General features: G+C 74.0%; 17 protein-coding genes. 11 read left to right on the top strand and 6 right to left on the bottom strand.

The features are described from left to right. A complete protein-coding gene (locus ACQZOG_RS09425; protein ID WP_261674846.1) occupies window positions 1-729 on the bottom strand; it encodes a permease in 729 nt (242 codons plus the stop codon). Between the two features lie 96 nt (window positions 730-825). Between ACQZOG_RS09425 and cobM the strand changes: the two genes are divergently transcribed. From cobM to cobC, 6 genes are read left to right on the top strand one after another with little or no spacing between them, the layout of a single operon-like run. Continuing rightward, entirely contained in the window at window positions 826-1,644 is an 819-nt protein-coding gene (gene cobM / locus ACQZOG_RS09420; protein WP_037638899.1) for a precorrin-4 C(11)-methyltransferase, read from the top strand. Then, window positions 1,641-2,876, top strand: a complete 1,236-nt coding sequence (gene cbiE, locus ACQZOG_RS09415; protein ID WP_354794389.1) for a precorrin-6y C5,15-methyltransferase (decarboxylating) subunit CbiE — start codon at window positions 1,641-1,643, stop codon at window positions 2,874-2,876. The genes cobM and cbiE overlap by 4 nt, the downstream gene beginning before the upstream one ends. After that, on the top strand, window positions 2,873-4,555 hold the full coding sequence (gene cobJ / locus ACQZOG_RS09410) for a precorrin-3B C(17)-methyltransferase (RefSeq protein WP_387786477.1): 1,683 nt from the start codon (window positions 2,873-2,875) through the stop codon (window positions 4,553-4,555). The genes cbiE and cobJ overlap by 4 nt, the downstream gene beginning before the upstream one ends. Then, window positions 4,552-5,139 (top strand): precorrin-8X methylmutase, encoded by a 588-nt coding sequence (locus tag ACQZOG_RS09405; protein WP_033275646.1) that lies wholly within the window; start codon window positions 4,552-4,554, stop codon window positions 5,137-5,139. Before cobJ ends, ACQZOG_RS09405 begins: the two co-directional genes overlap by 4 nt. After that, entirely contained in the window at window positions 5,136-6,047 is a 912-nt protein-coding gene (locus ACQZOG_RS09400; RefSeq protein ID WP_033275647.1) for a sirohydrochlorin chelatase, read from the top strand. The genes ACQZOG_RS09405 and ACQZOG_RS09400 overlap by 4 nt, the downstream gene beginning before the upstream one ends. Continuing rightward, entirely contained in the window at window positions 6,037-7,098 is a 1,062-nt protein-coding gene (cobC, locus tag ACQZOG_RS09395; RefSeq protein WP_387786476.1) for an Rv2231c family pyridoxal phosphate-dependent protein CobC, read from the top strand. Before ACQZOG_RS09400 ends, cobC begins: the two co-directional genes overlap by 11 nt. A gap of 349 nt (window positions 7,099-7,447) precedes the next feature. Here the strand turns inward: cobC and ACQZOG_RS09390 are convergent, their stop codons facing one another. Continuing rightward, a complete protein-coding gene (locus ACQZOG_RS09390) occupies window positions 7,448-8,401 on the bottom strand; it encodes an SCO1860 family LAETG-anchored protein (RefSeq protein WP_033275649.1) in 954 nt (317 codons plus the stop codon). 179 nt (window positions 8,402-8,580) lie between these two features. After that, the gene (locus ACQZOG_RS09385) at window positions 8,581-9,672 is read right to left on the bottom strand and encodes an amidohydrolase family protein (protein WP_058915856.1); all 1,092 of its coding nucleotides are present in this window, start codon (window positions 9,670-9,672) and stop codon (window positions 8,581-8,583) included. Window positions 9,673-9,769: 97 nt separating this feature from the next. Between ACQZOG_RS09385 and ACQZOG_RS09380 the strand changes: the two genes are divergently transcribed. Both ACQZOG_RS09380 and ACQZOG_RS09375 read left to right on the top strand, forming a co-directional pair. Continuing rightward, window positions 9,770-12,769 (top strand): BTAD domain-containing putative transcriptional regulator, encoded by a 3,000-nt coding sequence (locus ACQZOG_RS09380; RefSeq protein WP_430741431.1) that lies wholly within the window; start codon window positions 9,770-9,772, stop codon window positions 12,767-12,769. A 211-nt stretch (window positions 12,770-12,980) separates the two neighbouring features. Further along, window positions 12,981-13,634 (top strand): hypothetical protein, encoded by a 654-nt coding sequence (locus ACQZOG_RS09375; protein WP_093551769.1) that lies wholly within the window; start codon window positions 12,981-12,983, stop codon window positions 13,632-13,634. An 88-nt stretch (window positions 13,635-13,722) separates the two neighbouring features. Here the strand turns inward: ACQZOG_RS09375 and ACQZOG_RS09370 are convergent, their stop codons facing one another. The 3 genes from ACQZOG_RS09370 to ACQZOG_RS09360 are packed head-to-tail and all read right to left on the bottom strand — an operon-like array spanning window position 13,723 to window position 16,200. Beyond that, window positions 13,723-14,514: an amino acid ABC transporter ATP-binding protein gene (locus ACQZOG_RS09370; protein WP_033275652.1), complete on the bottom strand. Its 792-nt coding sequence runs from the start codon at window positions 14,512-14,514 to the stop codon at window positions 13,723-13,725. After that, entirely contained in the window at window positions 14,511-15,347 is an 837-nt protein-coding gene (locus ACQZOG_RS09365) for an amino acid ABC transporter permease (protein ID WP_037638912.1), read from the bottom strand. Before ACQZOG_RS09365 ends, ACQZOG_RS09370 begins: the two co-directional genes overlap by 4 nt. A 4-nt stretch (window positions 15,348-15,351) precedes the next feature. Then, entirely contained in the window at window positions 15,352-16,200 is an 849-nt protein-coding gene (locus ACQZOG_RS09360; RefSeq protein WP_033275654.1) for a transporter substrate-binding domain-containing protein, read from the bottom strand. A 104-nt stretch (window positions 16,201-16,304) separates the two neighbouring features. Between ACQZOG_RS09360 and ACQZOG_RS09355 the strand changes: the two genes are divergently transcribed. From ACQZOG_RS09355 to ectB, 3 genes are all read left to right on the top strand, one after another. After that, window positions 16,305-17,405 (top strand): pyridoxal-phosphate-dependent aminotransferase family protein, encoded by a 1,101-nt coding sequence (locus ACQZOG_RS09355; RefSeq protein ID WP_430741430.1) that lies wholly within the window; start codon window positions 16,305-16,307, stop codon window positions 17,403-17,405. Window positions 17,406-18,043: 638 nt separating this feature from the next. After that, entirely contained in the window at window positions 18,044-18,550 is a 507-nt protein-coding gene (ectA, locus tag ACQZOG_RS09350; protein WP_033275656.1) for a diaminobutyrate acetyltransferase, read from the top strand. Window positions 18,551-18,617: 67 nt separating this feature from the next. Further along, a complete protein-coding gene (ectB, locus tag ACQZOG_RS09345; protein WP_006132704.1) occupies window positions 18,618-19,889 on the top strand; it encodes a diaminobutyrate--2-oxoglutarate transaminase in 1,272 nt (423 codons plus the stop codon). Window positions 19,890-19,919 lie beyond the last annotated feature (30 nt).

The following is a 19,919-nucleotide window of genomic DNA, read 5'->3' as shown; positions in this document are numbered from 1 at the left end:
TCAGTGGGCGGCGCCCACGACCAGCCAGATGAACAGCACCCCGGCGACCGTGCACACGAGCGTGGAGCGGGCCGGGTGGGCGTGGTGCGCCTCGGGCAGGATCTCGGCCGCCGCGAGATAGAGCAGCGCGCCGCCGAACAGGCCGAGGTAGCCGCCGAGCAGCGGCTCCGGGATCGTGACGAAGAGGGTGGAGGCGGCGCCGGCGACCGGTGCCACGGCGTCCGCGACCAGCATGGCGAGGGCGCGGCGGCGGGCGTTGCCGTAGGCGTGGGTGAGTGTGTACGTGTTGAAGCCGTCGGCGAAGTCGTGGGCGATCACGGCGACCGCGACGGCGGCGCCCATGCCGCCGCCGACCTGGAAGGCGGCGCCGATCGCCACGCCGTCCATCGCGCTGTGCCCGACCATCGCCGCCGCCGCGGTGAGGCCCACCTCGGGGGTGCGGCCGTGGTTCTCGGCCGCACCGTGCGCCGCCTGACGGTGCGCGAGCAGCCGTTCCACCAGGTGGGCCAGCAGGAACCCGCCCACGAAGAGCAGCAGGGCGGCCGGCACGCCGTACACCTCGGTGCCGGCGGCCTCCAGGGACTCCGGGAGGAGTTCCAGGCCGACCACGCCGAGCATCAGTCCGCCGGCCAGGCCCAGCACCAGGTGGCGGCGGTCGGTCACACGGTGTGCCGACCAGCCGCCGGCCAGCGTCATCAGGAACGCGCCCAGCGCGACGAGGACCGCCATGTGCTCTTCGTATCCGATCAGCGGTCGCTCGCGCACGCGTGACAGCCGCCCAGCCCCCTCCGACTTCCGACCACATCCAGGGAAGGACCTGTTTCCATGGCCGACGCCCCCACCGGCAAGGTGACCTTCGTCGGGGCCGGTCCCGGCGCCGCCGATCTGCTGACGTTCCGCGGCGCGCGGGCCATCGCCGAGGCGGACGTGGTGATCTGGGCCGCCAGTCTGGTGCAGGCGGAGGTCCTGGAACACGCACGCGAGGACGCGGAGATCCTCGACTCGGCCGCGATGTCGCTGGAGGACGTGGTGGCCGTCTACGCGCGGGCCCGTGACGAAGGACTGAGGGTCGCGCGGATCCACTCGGGTGACCCCGCGCTGTGGGGCGGCACGCAGGAGCAGGTCGACCGGTGCGCCGGTCTGGGCATCGCCACGGAGATCGTGCCGGGCGTGTCGTCCTTCTCGGCGGTGGCGGCGCTCGCGGGGCGGGAGCTGACGATCCCGGAGGTCGCGCAGTCGGTGATCCTCACCCGGCTGGGCGGCGGGAAGACGCCGATGCCGCCGGGTGAGGAGGTCCGGGAGTTCGCGCGGCACGGCACCACGATGGCGGTGTTCCTGTCGGCGGCGCGCAGCGGGCAGCTGGTGCGGGAGCTGCTGGAGGGCGGCTATCCGACGTCGACGCCGGTGGTGGTGGCGTACCAGGCGACCTGGCCGGAGGAGCTGGTGGTGCGGTGCACGATCGGCACGCTGGAGGAGACCGTCAAGGAGCACAAGCTGTGGAAGCACACGCTGTTCCTGGTCGGCCCCGCCCTCGACGCACACGGCACCCGCTCGCACCTGTACCACCCGGGGCACTTCCACGGCTTCCGCAAGGCCGACCCGCGGGCCCGCAGGGAGCTGCGGGAGCGGGGGGCGAGCACATGATCACGGTGGTGGGCACGGGCACGGGTGCACCGGCCGGGGTCCCCGAGGTCGGGAAGGCCGCGCTCGTCGTCGGCGGGCGGCGGCACCTCGACGCGGTGGACGTGCCGGAGGACGCCGAGCGGGTCGTGCTGGGGCCGCTGGCGCCCGCGCTCGACACCGTCGCGAGGTACGTGGCGCAGGAGCGGCCGGTGGTGGTGCTGGCGTCGGGCGATCCCGGGTTCTTCGGCATCGTGCGGGCGCTGGCCGAGCGGTTCGGTCCCGAGCGGCTGGACGTGCGGCCGGGGGTGTCGTCGGTCGCCGCCGCGTTCGCGCGGGCCGGGCTGCCGTGGGACGACGCCGTCGTGGTCAGCGCGCACGGGCGGGATCCGCGCACGGCGGTGAACGTGTGCCGGGCGCATCCGAAGGTCGCCGTGCTGACCGGGCCGGGCGCGGGACCCGCCGAGCTGGGGGCGGCGCTGCGCGGTGAGCGGCGGGTGCTGGTCGTCGCGTCGGCGCTCGGGGCGGCCGGGGAGTCGGTGGAGCGGGTGACGCCCGAGGAGGCGGCCGGCCGGGACTGGGGTGCCGCGGTGAGCGTGGTGCTGTGCCTGGACGAGCAGCGGGCGCTGGGACCGGTGCGTACGGTCGCGGGTCTCGGGGAGGGCCCGGCCGGATGGGCGCTGCCGGAGGCGGAGTTCGCGCACCGGGACTCGATGATCACGAAGTTCGAGGTGCGGGCGCTGGCGCTGGCCCGGCTGGGGCCGCGCCCCGGCGACCTGGTGTGGGACGTCGGCGCGGGGTCGGGGTCGGTGGCCGTGGAGTGCGCGCGGCTCGGCGCGGCCGCCGTGGCCGTGGAACGTGACCCGGACGGTGTGGAGCGGGTGCGGGCCAACGCCGCCGCGCACGGTGTCGGCGTGACGGTCGTGCACGGGGAGGCGCCCGGCGTGCTGGACGGGCTGGGCGACGATCCGGACGCCGTGTTCGTCGGCGGCGGGGGCCGGGAGCTGCCCGCGGTCGTCGGCGCGTGCGCGCGCCGGGCGCGGCGCACGGTCGTGGTGGCGGTGGCCGCGCTGGACCGGGTGCCGGCCGCGCGGGCGGCACTGACCGGCGCGGGCCTGACCTGCGACGGCGTGCTGCTGCAGTCGTCGCGGCTGGCGCCGCTGCCGGGGGACGTGACCCGGCTGGCGGCCACCAATCCGGTTTTCCTGCTGTGGGGCGTCCGGCCCCCGGCGCACAGTGAAGGAGTCAGCGAGTGATCGGCCTCATCTCCGCCACGGCGGCGGGAGCGGCGGCACGGGACCGGCTGGCCGCCGCCTGGCCGGACCGCACGCGGGTGTACGGCGGTCCGGTGGCGGACGCGGTACGGGCCGCGTTCGCGGAGTGCGACCGGCTGGTGTGTTTCCTCGCCACCGGGGCCGTGGTGCGGCTGGTGGCGCCGCTGCTGCACGGCAAGGCGGACGACCCGGGCGTGGTGTGCGTCGACGAGGCCGGGCGGTTCGCGGTGCCGCTGCTCGGCGGGCACGGCGGCGGCGCGAACGAACTCGCCCGCGAGGTGGGCGAGGTGCTGGGCGCGGAGCCGGTGGTGACGACCGCGACGGACGCGGTGGGGCTGCCGGGTCTGGACACGCTGGGCCTGCCGGTGGAGGGCGATGTGGCGGCCGTGTCGCGGGCGCTGCTGGACGGGGAGGCGGTGGCGCTGCGCGCCGAGGTGACCTGGCCGCTGCCTCCGCTGCCGGTCGGCGCCGAGGGCGCGTACACGGTCCGGGTGACGGACCGGATCGTCGAACCGGCCGACGGGCAGGCGGTGTTGCGGCCTCCGACGCTCGTCGTCGGGGTGGGCGCGTCGAAGGGCGCCCCCGTCGAGGAGGTGCTGGCGCTCGTCGAGGGCGCGCTGCGGGAGGCGGGGCTGTCGGCGGCGTCCGTGGCCGAACTGGCCACGGTGGACGCGAAGGCCGGCGAGCCGGGGCTCGTGGAGGCCGCACGGCGGCTCGGCGTGCCGCTGGTGACGCACCCGGCTGAGGACTTGGCGGGCGTCGCGGTGCCGAACCCGTCGGACGCACCCCTGGCTGCCGTCGGCACCCCGTCCGTCGCGGAGGCCGCCGCGCTCGTCGGCGGGGGTGAACTCCTGGTGCCCAAGCGGAAGTCGGCCGGCTCCCCCGCCATGGCGACCTGCGCGGTCGTACGGCGTCCGGGTCGGGGTCGGCTCGCGGTGGTCGGGCTCGGGCCCGGCGCGCGGGACCTGCTCACTCCCCGCGCGCGGGACGAACTGCGGCGCGCGTCGGTACTGGTGGGGCTCGACCAGTACGTCGACCAGATCCGCGACCTGCTGCGGCCCGGCACGCGCGTGCTGGAGTCGGGGCTCGGCGCGGAGGAGGAGCGGGCGCGTACGGCCGTCGAGGAGGCCCGGCGCGGGCAGGCGGTCGCGCTGATCGGCAGCGGTGACGCGGGCGTGTACGCGATGGCGTCGCCCGCGCTCGCGGAGGCGTCCGACGACATCGACGTGGTCGGCGTGCCGGGCGTGACGGCGGCGCTCGCCGCGGGCGCGCTGCTCGGGGCGCCGCTGGGCCACGACCACGTGTCGATCAGCCTGTCCGACCTGCACACGCCGTGGGAGGTCATCGAGCGGCGGGTGCGGGCGGCGGCCGAGGCGGACCTGGTGGTGACCTTCTACAACCCGCGCAGCCGGGGCCGCGACTGGCAGCTGCCGAAGGCGCTCGCCGTGCTCGCCGGACACCGGGCGCCCGGCACACCCGTCGGGGTCGTGCGGAACGCGTCCCGTGCGGACGAGTCGGTGCGGCTGACGACGCTGGCCGCGCTGGACCCGGCGACGGTCGACATGATGACGGTCGTGACCGTGGGCAACACGGCGACCCGGCAGATCGCGGGGCGCATGGTCACCCCGCGCGGCTACCGCTGGCAGGAGGAGACCCGGTGAACCGCGTGGTCCACCCCATCGAGCAGGAGTCGTTCCGGCGGCTGCGCGCACGCCTCGACACCTCCCGCTTCCCGCCGCTGACCCGGGCGGTCGTGGAGCGGGTCGTGCACTCCTCCGCCGACCTGGAGTACGCCACCGACCTCGTGACGGACGAGGCCGAACTGGAGCGCGCGCACGCCGCTCTGCACGCGGGCGCGCCCGTCGTCGCGGACGTGGAGATGGTCGCGGCCGGGATCACCCGCCGCGAGACCGTGTGCCGGCTGCGCGAGGCACGCTCGGGGCCGGGACTCACCCGGTCCGCGCACGCCGTGCGGCTCGCATACGAGGAGGTCGGGCCCGGCGCCCTGTGGGTGATCGGGTGCGCCCCGACCGCGCTGGAGGAACTGCTGACGCTGGACGCCTCCCCGGCGCTCGTCGTCGGCCTGCCCGTCGGGTTCGTCGGCGCCGCCGAGTCCAAGGCGGCGCTGCGGGAGAGCGGACTGCCCGCCGTGAGCAACGTGTCCGAGAAGGGCGGGTCGGCGGTCGCCGCCGCCGCGCTCAACGCCCTGCTGTACCACCCCGCTTCGACCGAGGAGACCCTGTGACCACCCCGCCCGCCCTGCTCATCGCCGGCCACGGCACCCGGGACGACGCCGGAGCGGAGGCGTTCCGCGCCTTCGTGCGGGAGCTGGGCCGCCGCCGGCCCGACCTGCCCGTCGCGGGCGGCTTCATCGAGCTGTCCCCGCCGCCGCTGGGCGAGGCCGTCGCCGAGCTGGTGGAGCGGGGGGTACGGCGGTTCGCGGCCGTGCCGCTGATGCTGGTGTCCGCCGGGCACGCCAAGGGCGACATCCCGGCCGCGCTGGCCCGCGAGAAGGAACGCCACCCCGGTGTCTCGTACACGTACGGCCGTCCGCTGGGCCCGCACCCGGGTCTGCTGCGGGTGCTGGAACGGCGGCTCGCGGAGGCGGTGGACGCCTCCTGGGACCCGGCCGAGGTGACGGTCCTCCTGGTGGGGCGCGGATCGACCGACCCGGACGCCAACGCCGAGGTGTTCAAGGCGGCCCGGCTGCTGTGGGAGGGGCGCGGGTACGCGGGCGTGGAGACGGCGTTCGTGTCGCTGGCGAAGCCCGACGTGCCGGGCGGGCTCGACCGGTGCGCCCGGCTGGGGGCGCGGCGGATCGTCGTCCTGCCGTACTTCCTGTTCACCGGGATCCTCCCGGACCGGGTGCGGACGCAGACCGAGGAGTGGGCGGCTGCCCACCCGGACACCGAGGTGCGGTCGGCGGACGTCATCGGCCCGGAACCGGAGCTGCTGGACCTCGTCCTGGAGCGGTACGAGGAGGCCGTGAAGGGTGATCTGCGGATGAACTGCGACTCCTGCGTCTACCGGATCGCGCTGCCCGGTTTCGAGGACAAGGTGGGGCTGCCGCAGCAGCCGCATTTCCATCCGGACGACGACGGGCACCATCATCACGGTCATGGTCACTCGCACTCCCCCAGCCATGCCCACTGAACCGGTGTCCGGTCACGACCTGCGCCATCACGGCGACGCCGAGGTCCGCGACGACGGCGGCGCGCTCGTCGACCTCGCCGTCAACGTCCGCGCGGACACGCCTCCCGCGTGGCTGCGGGACCGCATAGCGGCGTCACTGACCGGGCTCGCCGCCTACCCGGACGGGCGGGCAGCGCGGGCCGCGGTCGCGGCGCGGCACGGGCTGCCCGTGGAACGGGTGCTGCTGACGGCGGGCGCGGCGGAGGCGTTCGTGCTGCTGGCGCGGGCGCTGAAGGTGTCGCGGCCGGTGGTGGTGCACCCGCAGTTCACCGAGCCGGAGGCGGCGCTGCGGGACGCGGGGCACACGGTGGACCGGGTGCTGCTGCGGGAGTCCGACGGCTTCCGCCTCGACCCGGCGGCGGTCCCTGAGGACGCGGACCTGGTGGTGGTCGGCAACCCGACCAACCCGACGTCGGTGCTGCACCCGGCCGGGGTCCTGGCCGGACTCGCCCGGCCCGGGCGCACGCTGGTGGTGGACGAGGCGTTCATGGACGCGGTGCCGGGTGAACGGGAGGCGCTGGCCGGACGGACGGACGTCCCGGGGCTGGTGGTGCTGCGCAGCCTGACCAAGACGTGGGGTCTGGCGGGTCTGCGCATCGGGTACGTGGTCGCGGCTGCGGAGACCGTCGCTCTGCTGGAGCGGGCGCAGCCGCTGTGGCCGGTGTCGACGCCGGCGCTGGCGGCGGCGGAGGCGTGCGTGTCGCCTGCGGCGCTCGCGGAGGCGGAGGAGGCGGCGCGCGTCGTCGCCGCGAACCGTGCGTACCTGATCGCGGGGTTGCGGGACTTCGCGTCCCACGGCCTGCGGGTCGTGGAACCGGCGGAGGCGCCCTTCGTCCTGGTCCGCGTCCCGGACGGGGCGGCTGTGCGGGAGACGTTGCGCGCCCTCGGCTACGCCACCCGCCGAGGCGACACGTTCCCGGGCCTCGGAACGGAGTGGCTGCGCCTGGCGGTACGGGACCGGGGGACGACGGAGGGGTTGTTGGGGGCGCTGGGGCGGGTACTGGGCGGCTGACCGCCGGGCGGGTACCCACCGCCGGGGCGCAGGCGGCACCTCCGCAGCGCGCCCCCGCTCGAACCCGCGCCCCCAGCGGCAACCCGTCTGCCGGTACACGCCGTCCGCCGACTGCGGGCCGTCCGTGGCTGGTCGCGCAGTTCCCCGCGCCCCTGCGGAGCCTGCGGGCAGTCGTGCCGCTGGGGCGGCACGGGTGGGCGCAGGCGGCACCTCCGCAGCGCGCCCCCGCTCGAACCCGCGCCCCCAGCGGCAACCCGCCTGCCGGTACACGCCGCCCGCCGACTGCGGGCAGTCCGTGGCTGGTCGCGCAGTTCCCCGCGCCCCTTGAGGGGCGCACCGGCCGCTCAGGTCAGTTCCGGCGCCCCCGCCGCGACAGCAGCACCGCTCCCCCGCCCGCCGCCAGCAGCGCCACCGCGCCCGCCGCCACGTACGGGGTGGCCGAATCGCCGCCCGTTTCCGCGAGGTTGGTCTCCGCGCGGGCGCCCTGGGGTTCGACGGCGGGCTCCGCCTTCTCAGGCGCCTCGGATGCCTCGGGTGCCTCAGGGGCAGCCGCCTCCGGCTCCTCCGCGGTCTCCTCCGCCGACGCCGGCGTCTCGCACCGCGACTCCGCCAGCGTGAGCCGCCCCTCCACCTCCGCCACGTTCAGCTTCGCCGGGTTGACCGACACCTCCAGCTTCAGGGCGGTGGCCGCGGCCGTGGACGTCGTCGTCTCGGTCGTGGACAGGTCGAGGCGGACCGACCCCACCCCCGGCACGTCGACGTGCGTCGGGCCGCCCGCACTCAGGGAGACCCGCTTGCCGAGGACGGTGACCGCGGAGGGCAGGGTGACGGAGGCGTGCGGGGTCTCGCCGGCCTGGCAGACCGCCTTGGAGCCGACCGCCTCGAGTTCGACGAGCGACAGCAGCGGCAGTCCGGGGACGTGCAGGCGGGCGTCGGCGAGGGTGGTGGACGCCTCCGCCCTGTCGCCCTCGACGGTCGCGACCGCGTCGGCCACCTCCGCGCGCAGCACGCTGAACGGCTTGCCCCGGTCCACGCCGTCCAGGGTGGCGGTGAGGGCCGTCTGCCGCGCGCTGTCCGGCGCCTCGACCTCGTTGAGGGAGACGGAGAGCGGGACCTGCACCGACTTGTTGAGCAGGGACACGTCGAGGTCGGTGCGGAGCACGGAGGCGCTCGCGTGGCCGTGGCCCTCGGTGGCGTACGCCGGCGCCGCGCCGGCGAGGGCGACGGGTCCCGCGGTGAGCGCGCAGGCCACGGCGGCGGCAGACCAACGGCGGGCAGGCGTACGGAAGTTGATGGTGTACAAGGTGGTGGGACCCCCATGAGACTTTGCTGGGACCCGGACAGAATGTCCGCGCCCCCGCCGCCCCGTCAGCGATCCGGTGACTCTTCACTCCTTCGGGGAAGTCCGGAGAACGTTTTCGATTTCCGGGGTACGGCTGTTCGCCGCCGTCACCCTCCCGTGCCCCACCCCGCGGGCGCGCCCTACGCGACGACGCGCCCGTCGAGCACCACCCGGCGCGGAGCGGTCAGTACCCGGAGGTCCGCGCGCGGGTCGGCGTCGTAGACCACCAGGTCGGCCGGGGCTCCCTCCTCGAGGCCGGGGCGGCCGAGCCACGCCCTGGCCTTCCAGGTGCCGGCGGCGAGCGCCTCGACGGGCGGAATCCCGGCCTTGGCCAGTTCCGCCACCTCCTCGGCGGCCAGCCCGTGCGGCAGGGTGCCGCCGGCGTCGGTGCCGACGAAGACGGGGACGCCGGCGTCGTAGGCGGACCGCACGGTGTCGTAGCGGCGCTCGTGGAGCCGGCGCATATGGGCGGACCAGCGCGGGAACTTGGCCTCGCCGCCGTCGGCGAGCGCGGGGAAGGTGGCGATGTTGACCAGCGTGGGCACGATCGCCACGCCCCGCTCGGCGAAGAGCGGGACGGTCTCGTCGGTGAGCCCGGTGGCGTGCTCGACGCAGTCGATGCCGGCCTCGACGAGGTCGCGCAGGGAGTCCTCGGCGAAGCAGTGGGCGGTGACGCGGGCGCCCAGCCGGTGCGCCTCGGCGATGGCCGCCTCCACCGCGCCGCGCGGCCAGCAGGCCGAGAGGTCGCCCAGGTCGCGGTCGATCCAGTCGCCGACCAGCTTCACCCAGCCGTCGCCGCGCCGGGCCTCCTGGGCGACGTAGGCGACGAGGTCGTCGGGCTCGACCTCCCAGGCGTAGTCACGGATGTAGCGGCGGGTGCGCGCGATGTGCCGCCCGGCCCTGATGATCTTCGGGAGGTCCTCGCGGTCGTCGATCCAGCGGGTGTCCGAGGGCGAACCGGCGTCGCGCAGCAGCAGCGCGCCGGCGTCCCGGTCGGTGAGCGCCTGCTTCTCCGCGACGTCCTCCGGGACGGCCCCGTGCCGGTCGAGACCTACGTGGCAGTGGGCGTCGACCAGACCGGGCAGCGCCCAGCCGTCGACGGTCCGGACGTCACGGGCGCCGGCGGGACGGTCGTAGGAGATGCGGCCGTCGACCACCCACAGCTCGTCGCGGACCTCGTCCGGGCCGACGAGGATCCGCCCCTTCACACGCAGCACCGCCTGATCGCTCATGCCCCGCACGATAGTTCGTCGCCCGCCGCCCCGTGCGGGCGCTCCCGCCGCCACCGGCCGCCTGTGACCTGGGGCCGTTACAGTGACCGCCTGGAGGGTGGCGACTGTGCGGTTCGGGGTGCTGGGACGGCTGACCGTGTGGCGGGCCGGGGAGCCGCTGGAGCTCGGGACGCCCAAGGGGCGGGTGGTCCTCGCGGTCCTGCTCGCCCGGCCGGGCCGCCCGGTCACGGCCGACGCCCTCGCGGAGGCGCTCTGGGGCGGGGACCGGCCGCGGAGCGCCGTCAAGAACGTGCAGACCTACGTCCACCGGCTGCGGCAGATCCTGGGCGATCCCGAGCGGATCGTCAGGCAGGGCGGCGGCTATCTGGTGCGGGCCGGTCGCGACGAGCTGGACGCGATCCGCTTCGACGACCTGACCGAGTCCGCCCGGGCGGCTCTCGCGGCCGGTGATCCCGTGACGGCCCGCCGGGTGTTCGGGGAGGCCCTGGAGCTGTGGCGCGGCCCCGCGTTCGAGGGGGTCGCCGACATCCCGGCGCTCACCACTCAGGCCGCGCGGCTCGACGAGTCGCGGCTCGGCGTGCTGGAGGAGCGGATCGACGTCGACCTGCGGCTCGGCCGGCACGGCGAGCTGCTCGGGGAGCTGACGGCGCTGACGATGGAACATCCGTTCCGTGAACGGATGTGGGCCCGGCTGATGCTCGCCCTGCACCGCTGCGGCCGGCGGACGGACGCCCTGCTGGCGTACCGCCGGCTGCGGGACCTCCTGGCGCGGGAGACCGGCCTGGAGCCCGGCGTGGAGGTGCGGGACCTGCACCGGACCATCCTCGAAGGCGACCGGGCAGCGGCGGACGCGGACCCGGACGACGGCTCGGGGCGCCCCGAGGTCCCCGTGCCCCGGATGCTGCCCCCGGCGCTGCGCGACTTCAGCGGCCAGCGGGCGGAGCTCGCCCGGATCGGGACGGCGCTGCGCGAGGAACGCGCCGCCGGGGCGCCCCCGGGTCTGGTGACCGTCTCGGGGCCCGGCGGCATGGGCAAGACCGCCCTCGCGGTGCAGGCGGCGCACCGCCTCGCCCCCAACTACCCCGACGGACAGCTGTTCGCGGCGCTGGCCGGGGCCCGCGCCCGGCCGGCCGAACCGGCCGCGGTGCTCGGCCGGTTCCTGCGCGCGCTGGGCGTGCCCGCCACCGCGGTGCCCGACGACCCCGAGGAGCGCGCGGCCCTCTACCGGGGTCTGCTCGCGGAGCGCAGGGTCCTGGTGGTGCTCGACGACGCGTACGACGAGGACCAGGTGGCCCCGCTGATGCCCGCCGGGGGTTCGTGCGGGGTCATCGTCACCGGCCGGGTGCGGCTGGGCGGTCTCGGCGGGGCGCGGCGGATCGAGCTGCGCGAGATGTCCGAGGAGGACGGTCTGGCGATGCTGCGCGCCGGCACGGGCGACCGGCTGGCGTCCGCCACCGGGACGGAGCCGGCCGACCTGGTGCGGTTGTGCGCGCGGCTGCCGCTCGCGCTGCGGATCGTCGGCTCGCTGCTGGTCTCGCGGCCGCACTGGCGCCCGGCCGACCTGGTGGCGCGGCTGGCGGACGAGCAGCACCGGCTGGACGCGCTCCGCTACCGCGACCTGGAGGTGCGCGCCAGCTTCGAGCTGAGTTACGAGGGGCTGCGGCCCGCGGTGCGGCGGCTGTTCCGGCTGCTGGGGCTGCTGGAGGCGCCCGACTTCCCGCTCTGGGCGGCGGCCGCCGCGGCCGACACCGGGCTGACCGAGGCGCAGGACCTCCTCGACGACCTGGTCGACGTGCATCTGCTCGACATCGCGGGCACGCACGGCGGTCAGGTGCGGTACTGCTTCCACGACCTGATCCGCGCCTACGCGCGGGAGCGTGCCGAGGCGGAGGAGGCGGCGGAGGTCCGGGAGGCCGCCGTCGTCCGCGTCCTCGGCGCGCTGCTGGCGCTCACGGACATCGCCGACCGTGACCACATGGGCCAGAACATGTTCCACCGGGACGCCCCGCGCTGGCGGCCGGACCGGGTGGAGGCGAGCCTGCCGCCGTCCGTGCCGCCGATGACGCTGCTGGCCGCCGAGCGTGCCGCGCTGGTGGCGGGCGTGCGGCAGGCGGCGCAGCTGGGGCGGGACGAGCTCTGCTGGGAGCTCGCCGTCGGCGCGCACACGCTGTTCGAGACGGAGCGGCACTACGACGACTGGCAGGAGTGCTACGACACCGCGATGCGCCTGGCCGGCGCCACGGGCAACCTGCGGGGCCGGGCCCGGCTGCTCATCTCCATGGCCGGGCTGCTCTACACCCGGCGCCGGTACGGCCCCGCCGAGGAGGCCAACACGGAGGCCATGCGCCTCTTCGAGCGGATCGGCGACCGGCGCGGCCACCAGGAGGCGCTCAGCAACGCGCCGTTCTTCCTCGTGCCCGCGGGCCGGCTCTCCGCGGCGGTCACGACGGGCTCCGACGCGTACGGACTCCTGCTGGCCGACGGGCAGACGGCGGCGGCGCTGCACGCGTACTCGCAGGTCGGTCTGGCCCATCTCCAGGCGGGGAAGGCCGAGGAGGCGGTGGAGGTGCTCACCGGGATCGTCGCCGGGGCGCGCGAGCACGGCATCCGCACCCTGGTCGCGCGGGACCTCTACTGGCTCGGGCAGGCGTGGCTCGCGCTGGGCCGGCCCGCCCGTGCGGAGGAGGCGTTCACCGAACTGACCCCGCTCACCTCGGACATCGGGCCGTCGGGCCCGTTCTACCTGGCGCACGCCCGGGGATGCCTTCGTCTGGCGCGCGGCGAGTACGGCGAGGCGCGGCAGCGGCTGCTCGAGGCGCTGGAGCTGGCCCGCTCACTCGACGATCCGATGTTCGAGACCAGGGTCCTCGTCGACCTCCTCGACGTGCGCCTGTACGACGTGCGCGACCCCCGTGAGCTGCGGGCGGCGGCCGAACGGGCGGAGCACGCGGTCGAGGTGGCCCGCGGCATCCACTACCCGTATCTGCTGGCAGGCGTGCTGGAGAAGGCCGCCGCGCTGCGGGAGGCGGTGGGTGAGACCGTCGTGGCGCGGGAACTGGCTGGTGAGGCGGCCGCCGTACGGGCCCGCGTGGGCTGAGGGCCTGGGGCGCACCGTACTACATGGCTGTTACACACTTGTGGACCGCCCGTGTACCGGCCGTATTCCGGACGGTGACATAGTGCCTGTCGGTGACTGACGCACCGGCAGGCACGCGTGTCTCCCGGATGTGCCTCCGTCACCGACGGCAAGTGAGCGTCCGGGCAGGCGTCCGGGCGGTCTTCCAGTGACACTTCAGGGGGAACACCCAGTGGGACACAAGGGACGCGCCGCGCTCGCGGCCGCCGCGGTCATCACCCTCGGGCTCGGCCTGTCGGCGTGCAACGACGACGGCGACACGGACGCGGCGGCGAAGGAGTCGCCGGCGACTTCCGCGCCGGCCGAGTCGCCCGCGTCGGAGGAGCCGGCCGAGGAGAGCCCGGAGGCCGGCGGTGACGCGGCCGCAGGAGACGTCACCGCCCCGGGCACGAAGCTCAAGGTCGGCGACCGGGCCGTCCTTCCGTTCGAGTACACGAGCGAGAAGAAGGGCACCATCGCGGTCACCGTCACGGCGATCGAGAAGGGCGCCGAGGCCGACATGGTCAGCACCTTCGGCGAGAAGGCCAAGGGCATGACGCCGTACTACATCAAGATGAAGGTGGAGAACGTCGGCGGCACCGACCTGTCCTACGCCTCGCTGAAGCTGGACGGCGATCTGGAGGGCGGCGCCGGCACGGGTGTCATCCTGATCGGCGACCTTCCGGGCAAGTGCGACCGGGAGTCCGCGCCGGCCGAGTTCAAGACCAAGGGCGCGTCGTTCGAGACCTGCTCGCTGAGCGCGACGAAGACCGCGCCGGTCGTCGCGGCGTCGTTCGACGAGGGTGACGCCTACGAGGACGAGCCGGTCGTCTGGGCCGCCGGCTGAGGTCTGCCGCTTCCGGGTCCGCCCTCCCTGAGCCCGCCGCCCCGCGGCGTCGGCTTCGGGAGGGCGGACCTGTCGGACGCCGTGGTTCCTAGCCGGACTTGCCCACCTGGTCCGACGTCTCCTCCTCGACCTGCGCCATGGCCGGGTCCAGGAGCCGCGACAGGAAGTGGCGGGTGCGCTCGTGCCGGGGGGCGCCGATGACCCGCTCGGGGGTGCCGTCCTCGACGATCACGCCGCCGTCCATGAAGACGACCCGGTCGGCGACCTCGCGGGCGAAGGTCATCTCGTGGGTGACGACCATCATCGTCATGCCCTCGTCGGCGAGCATCCGCATCACCGCGAGGACGTCACCGACCAGTTCGGGGTCGAGCGCCGAGGTGGGCTCGTCGAACAGCATCACCTCGGGGCCCATGGCGAGCGCCCGGGCGATGGCGACGCGCTGCTGCTGGCCGCCGGAGAGTGAGGCCGGGTAGGCGTCCGCCTTCTCGGCGAGGCCGACCCGTTCCAGGTTCCGCGCGGCGACCTTCGCGGCCTCCGCCTTGCCGCGCCGCAGCACGCGGCGCTGGGGCAGCGTGAGGTTCTCGGTGACGGTCAGGTGCGGGAACAGGTTGAACTGCTGGAACACCATGCCGATACGCCGTCGTGCGGCGTCGATGTCGACGTCCGGGTCGGTCAGCTCGATGCCGCCGACGAACACCTGGCCCTCGGTGGGCTCCTCCAGGAGGTTCACGCAGCGCAGGAGGGTGGACTTGCCGGAGCCGGAGGGGCCGATGACGCAGACGACCTCGCCCTGGCCGATCTCCAGGTCGATGCCGCGGAGCACGTGGTTGTCGCCGAACGACTTGTGCAGTCGGCTGACGCGGATCTCGGGGCGGCTCATCTGACGGCCTCCTGGGCCTTGGCCTCCATGCGGCGCACGACGAAGCCGAGCGGGATGGTGATCAGCAGGTAGCACAGGCCGGCCACCAGGATGGGCGTCGAGTTGGCGGTCTGGCTGGCCAGGTCGCGGCCGTACTTGGACAGCTCGCGCTCCTCCAGGGTGACGCCGAGGAACAGCACCAGCGAGGAGTCCTTGAACAGCAGGACCAGTTCGTTGGTGAGCGGCGGCAGGATGATCCGGAACGCCTGCGGGATGATGATCGACACCATGGCGCGGCCGGGCGAGAAGCCCAGCGAGCGGGCCGCCTCCATCTGCCCCTTGGGCACGGCCTGGATGCCGGCCCGGATGGTCTCCGCCATGTAGGCGGCGGCCACCAGGCCGAGCGCGAGGGCGACCTTGCCGTACGTCCCGCCGATGATCTCCGTGCCGGGGAAGGCGAGTGGCACGGCGACGCCGATGAAGATGAAGATCAGCAGGGCGGGCAGGCCGCGGAAGATCTCGATGTAGATGCCGGCCAGCCAGCGGTAGGGGCCGACGGACGACAGCCGCATCAGCGCGATGAGCATGCCGAGCGCGAGCCCGACGCCGAAGCCGGTCACCGTGTAGAGGACGGTGTTCTTCAGCGCGAGCGTGATGACCTCGGGGAACATCCGCTCGGCGATCTCGACCTGCGCGAACTGGTTCTGCAGCCGTCCCCAGTCGGCCGTGACGCCGAAGGCGACCACGGCCGCGACGAACACGGCGTACTGGATGCCGCGCGACAGCCTGCGCTTCTGCCGCCGGGTCATGCCCTTCCGCCTGGGGACGGGCGTCTTCTCCGTCGTGTCGGCCATGGGGTCAGGAGGCGGCCGGGGAGGCGGCGGACTCGTCGTACGGGCCGATCCACTGCTCGTACAGCTTCTTGTACGTGCCGTCGGCCTTGGCGTCGGCGAGCGCCTTGTTCACGGCGTCCTGGAGGGCCTTGTTGCCCTTCTTCACGGTGAAGCCGTACTCCTCGCCGGTGTCGATCTGCTCGGCGACCGTGAAGGCGTCCGCGTTGGCCTTGTCCTTCAGCCAGCCCTGGACGACGGGGTAGTCGATGACGACGGCCTTGACCTGGCCGGTGCGCAGGCCGTTGAGGACGGCGTCGGAGGACTCGAAGGAGACCGGGTCGAAGCCCTCGCCCTTGACGTAGTCCTCGCCGGTGGTCTGTGCCTGGGCGCCCAGCTTGACGTTCTCCGACTTCACGTCGGCGAGGGAGCCGACGCCGCTGTCCTTGGCGACGAGGACGGCCTGGGTGGCGTTGAAGTACGGGTCGGAGAAGTCGACGTTCTTCTTCCGCTCGTCGGTGATGGTCATGCCGGCCGCGGCCAGGTCGCACTCGCCGGAGTTGAGGAAGGCGCCGGTCTTGAAGTTCTCGAACGGCGTGTCGAGGATCTGCTGCTTCACACCGAGGTCGTCGGCGACCAGGTCGATCAGGGCGACGTCGAAGCCCTGCACCTTGCCGTCGATCTCCGACTGGAACGGCGGGTACGGCAGGTGGGTGCAGGTGGTGAGCTGCCCCGCCTTGACCAGCTCGACCCCGCCGGCGGTCGTGGACCCGCCGCCTCCGTCGTCGGTGGACGTGCAGGCGGCGAGGAGCACCATCCCGGCCGTCGCGGTGGTGGCAACCAGGACCCGGGTCCTGCGGCCGAGATGTGTCTTCACGGAGGCCTCCTGTGGGGGGAACGGAACCGTCCGCCGAAGGTTTACCCTCGACGTCGTCGTACCTACCCGCGCTGCCGTGAAGCATGAACAAAGAGAGCACAGCCGTGACGAACCTCCTCCTGGACCTGCCCCCGCTGAGCGCCGCGCGCTTCGCCTCGATCGAGGACCGGGTGGCCCGGCTGCTGGGCACCGGGCAGGACGTGCTGATCACCCAGGGCGAGGCGCTGCTGCCGCTGGAGGGCGCGATCCGTGCGGCGGCCGGGCCCGGGACGACCGCGCTGAACGTCATCACCGGCCCCTACGGGCAGACCTTCGGCGACTGGCTCCGGGACTGCGGCGCCACCGTCATCGACCTGACGGTGCCGTTCCACACGGCGGTCACCGCCGAGCAGGTGCGGGACGCGTTCGCCGAGCACCCGGAGATCGACTTCGTGTCGCTGGTGCACGCCGAGGCCGCCACCGGCAACACCAACCCGGTCGCCGCGATCGGCGAGGTCGTGCGGGAGCACGGGGCGCTGTTCTACCTGGACGCGGTGGCCTCCGTGGGCGCGGAGCCGGTGCTTCCGGACGCGTGGGGCGTGGACCTGTGCGTCATCGGCGCGCAGAAGGCGATGGGCGGGCCGGCCGGGGTGTCGGCGGTGTCGGTGAGCGAGCGGGCCTGGGCCCGCATGGCGGCCAACCCGCACGCTCCGCGTCGCTCCTACCTCTCCCTCCTCGACTGGAAGGAGCGGTGGATCGACGGCGGCCGCAAGGCGCTGCTGCACGCTCCGGCACAGCTGGAGATGCTCGCGCTGGAGGCGTGCGTGGAGCGGATCGAGGCGGAGGGGCTTGAGGCGGTGATGGCGCGGCACGCCTCGGCCGCGGCCGCGACCCGGGCGGGCGTGCTGGCGCTGGGCGGCGGGATCGCGCCGTACGTGCGCGACGCGGCGGACGCGGCGCCGGTGGCGACGATGCTGCGGGCGCCGGACGGCACGACGGCGTCGGACCTGGTCGCGCGGGCGTCGGCAGCCGATCCCGGGCTGCCGCTCGCGGCGGGTGGGGGTGCTCTGGCGCGGGAGATGATCCGGGTCAACCACTACGGGCCGGACGCCACGCGGGGCACTGTGCGGGCGTGCTTGACGGCTCTGGCCACGGCCCTGTCGGACGCGGGGGTGCCGGTCGACCTGGCCGCGGGGCTGGCGGCGGCGGAGCGGGCCTGGGCGTAGGCGGGGCGGGGCCCCGCGGCCCTGGGCGAGCTTCTCGGGCGCCGGTGCCGGTGCGCGACACCCTCCCCCGCTCCCGGCTGCGCCCCTCGGGGCCGCGGGGGTGCGGCTACGGGCGGACGGCTGGGGCGGTGCGCCGCGCCAGGGGCGCGGGGAACTGCGCGATCATGCCCCGCGGGCCGCGGTCGGTGGACGGCAGGACACGGCGGACGCGGCACCACCACGCTCAGGGCCTGGGCCCCACCGAGGCGCGCCGATGTCCGGCAGCGACAGGGGACTGCGGAGTGAATTCCAGGGGATTATCGGAATCTCTCACAGAAACACTCACGCGATATTCTCCGGCTTATTTCCCTATTACTCTGCAGAACAGCTTCCCGTCTTCTTCTGCCCGGTCTCCGGGAGCCTAAACGCCCCAATCCGGGAAGCGGCTACCGGACGTTTCCGGGCGCGGTCACGAGAGTTACACAGATGTGACCGGTTCCACATCGCGTCCGCTTTCCACCCTTTCCTCCCGTGCGAATTGTGACATTTCACCGGCACCTCGCGCGGACCTACCCGCACGCGCGATAACACATGACGCGCTCGTACGTAACCCCGCAGGACGATGCAATTTTGAATTTACCTCGGTAAGTTCAATTCGCATGACTGCCGCACAAGCAGACCTGCAAATCGACCGCCCGACCGTGGCGGACGGAGCCGTGCTGTGGCGGATAGCCAGGGACTCGAAGGTCCTCGACCTGAACTCGTCGTACAGCTATCTGCTGTGGTGCCGTGACTTCGCCGCCACCTCGGCCGTCGCTCGCGACGAGCGCGGAGAGGCGGTCGGCTTCATCACCGGCTACCTCCGCCCGGACAGCCCGCGCACCCTGCTGGTCTGGCAGGTCGCCGTCGACGAGGCGCACCGCGGCCGCGGTCTGGCCGCCGCCATGCTCGACGCGCTGGCCGCCCGGACCGCCGCGGAGCACGGCGTGGACACCGTGGAGACCACCGTCTCTCCCGGCAACACCGCCTCCGAGCGCCTGTTCACCGCGTTCGCGGAGCGCCACGGCGCCCTGCTGGAGCGCGAGGTGCTCTTCGACACCCCGGACTTCCCCGACGGACCGCACGACCCCGAAGTCCTGCACCGCATCGGACCGTTCGCGCTCTGACGCGCCGGCCCGCCCCCCGATCTTCCGACTCCCTCTGACTTCCCACGCCACCGAGGAGCGATTCGTCGTGACCATCACCCAGCCCGACCTCAGCGTCTTCGAGACCCTCGAGTCCGAGGTGCGCAGCTACTGCCGCGGCTGGCCCACCGTCTTCGACCGTGCGCACGGCAGCCGCATGTACGACGAGGACGGCCACGAGTACCTCGACTTCTTCGCCGGAGCCGGTTCACTCAACTACGGCCACAACAACCCCGTCCTGAAACGCGCCCTGATCGACTACCTGGAGCGGGACGGCGTCACGCACGGCCTCGACATGTCGACGACGGCCAAGCGCGCGTTCCTGGAGTCCTTCCAGAACTACATCCTGCGTCCGCGTGACCTGCCGTACAAGGTCATGTTCCCGGGCCCGACGGGCACCAACGCCGTGGAGTCCGCGCTGAAGCTGGCGCGGAAGGTGAAGGGCCGCGAGTCCGTCGTGTCGTTCACCAACGCCTTCCACGGCATGTCGCTGGGCTCGCTCGCCGTGACCGGCAACGCCTTCAAGCGGGCCGGCGCCGGCATCCCGCTGGTGCACGGCACGCCGATGCCGTTCGACAACTACTTCGACGGCAAGGTCCCGGACTTCCTGTGGTTCGAGCGGCTGCTCGAGGACCAGGGCTCCGGCCTCAACAAGCCCGCCGCCGTGATCGTCGAGACCGTGCAGGGTGAGGGCGGCATCAACGTGGCCCGGCCCGAGTGGCTGCGCGCCCTGTCCGAGCTGTGCGAGCGCCAGGACATGCTGCTCATCGTCGACGACATCCAGATGGGCTGCGGCCGCACCGGCGCGTTCTTCTCCTTCGAGGAGTCGGGCATCACGCCGGACATCGTCACCGTCTCCAAGTCGATCAGCGGCTACGGCCTGCCCATGGCGCTGACCATGTTCAAGCCGGAGCTGGACGTCTGGGAGCCGGGCGAGCACAACGGCACGTTCCGCGGCAACAACCCCGCGTTCGTCACGGCCACCGCCGCCCTGGAGGCGTACTGGGCGGACGGCTCCGCGATGGAGAAGCAGACCCGCCAGCGCGGCGAGCAGGTGGAGCAGGCGATGATCGCCATCACCGAGGAGAACCTCGCCGACGTCAAGGAGTACCGCGGCCGCGGCCTCGTGTGGGGCCTGGAGTTCCACGACAAGGAGCGCGCCGGCCGGGTCGCCAAGCGCGCCTTCGAGCTCGGTCTGCTGATCGAGACGTCCGGCCCGGAGAGCGAGGTCGTCAAGCTGCTCCCCGCCCTGACCATCACCCCGGACGAGCTGGACGAGGGCCTCAGGGTCCTGGCCCGCTCCGTCCGCGAAACCGCCTGAAACACATCCAGCCGAGGAGGCATCGCAACA

Source organism: Streptomyces sp. P13-3-3, assembly GCF_050571355.1.
GTDB lineage: Bacteria > Actinomycetota > Actinomycetes > Streptomycetales > Streptomycetaceae > Streptomyces > Streptomyces althioticus.
This window is presented reverse-complemented; position numbering and strand designations above follow the sequence as displayed.

Bases quoted from the DNA above. Each gene is read 5' to 3' on its own strand.
- ACQZOG_RS09425 (WP_261674846.1), bottom strand. From the start codon at position 729: ATGGCGGTCCTCGTCGCGCTGGGCGCGTTCCTGATGACGCTGGCCGGC.
- cobM (WP_037638899.1), top strand. From the start codon at position 826: ATGGCCGACGCCCCCACCGGCAAGGTGACCTTCGTCGGGGCCGGTCCC.
- cbiE (WP_354794389.1), top strand. From the start codon at position 1,641: ATGATCACGGTGGTGGGCACGGGCACGGGTGCACCGGCCGGGGTCCCC.
- cobC (WP_387786476.1), top strand. From the start codon at position 6,037: ATGCCCACTGAACCGGTGTCCGGTCACGACCTGCGCCATCACGGCGAC.
- ACQZOG_RS09385 (WP_058915856.1), bottom strand. From the start codon at position 9,672: ATGAGCGATCAGGCGGTGCTGCGTGTGAAGGGGCGGATCCTCGTCGGC.
- ACQZOG_RS09370 (WP_033275652.1), bottom strand. From the start codon at position 14,514: ATGAGCCGCCCCGAGATCCGCGTCAGCCGACTGCACAAGTCGTTCGGC.
- ACQZOG_RS09365 (WP_037638912.1), bottom strand. From the start codon at position 15,347: ATGGCCGACACGACGGAGAAGACGCCCGTCCCCAGGCGGAAGGGCATG.
- ectA (WP_033275656.1), top strand. From the start codon at position 18,044: ATGACTGCCGCACAAGCAGACCTGCAAATCGACCGCCCGACCGTGGCG.